1 protein-coding gene and 1 pseudogene are annotated in these 515 nt (G+C 70.3%); both read left to right on the plus strand.

Annotated elements, in window-relative coordinates:
* Nucleotides 1–122, plus strand: a pseudogene (locus CCN56_RS44275) (ribosome small subunit-dependent GTPase A); the annotation flags it as partial.
* A 164-nt stretch (nucleotides 123–286) separates the two neighbouring features.
* The coding region (locus CCN56_RS06560; RefSeq protein WP_086824471.1) for a multidrug efflux SMR transporter at nucleotides 287–515 on the plus strand (229 nt) is incomplete at its 3' end.

A 515-nucleotide genomic window follows, 5' to 3' on the forward strand; every position in this document is an offset into this window, starting at 1 on the left:
GCAGCCACGACGAGCCGGACTGCGCGCTCGACGCGTGGGTGGCGGAGGGGCACGCCGATCCGGCGCGGCTGGTCTCGCTGCGGCGACTGCTCGCGACCCGGGAGCGACGCGAGGGCGACTGAGACGCGAGGGCGACTGAGCCCTGGGCGACCACACCCTCGGCGTTTACGTCCTCGGCGTTTACGTCCGACTGAGCCCCCTGCGTTTACGCCCGCTCGCTGCCGGTAAGTGCATAATCGCACCAAGTGCGACGAAGCAGTCACCGACGGCGTGGGAGGCACTGACGATGGCGTGGCTGCTGGTGGTGATCGCGGGGATCCTGGAGACGGGGTTCGCGGTCTGCCTGAAGCTCTCGCACGGTTTCACCCGGCTGTGGCCGACGATCGCCTTCGCGGCCTTCGCCCTGGGCAGCTTCGGTCTCCTCACCCTCGCGCTGCGGAAGCTCGACGTGGGTCCGGCGTACGCGGTGTGGACGGGGATCGGCGCGGCCGGGACGGCGATCTACGGCATGGTCT

This window comes from Streptomyces sp. NRRL B-24572 (assembly GCF_002156145.1).
GTDB lineage: Bacteria > Actinomycetota > Actinomycetes > Streptomycetales > Streptomycetaceae > Streptomyces > Streptomyces vietnamensis.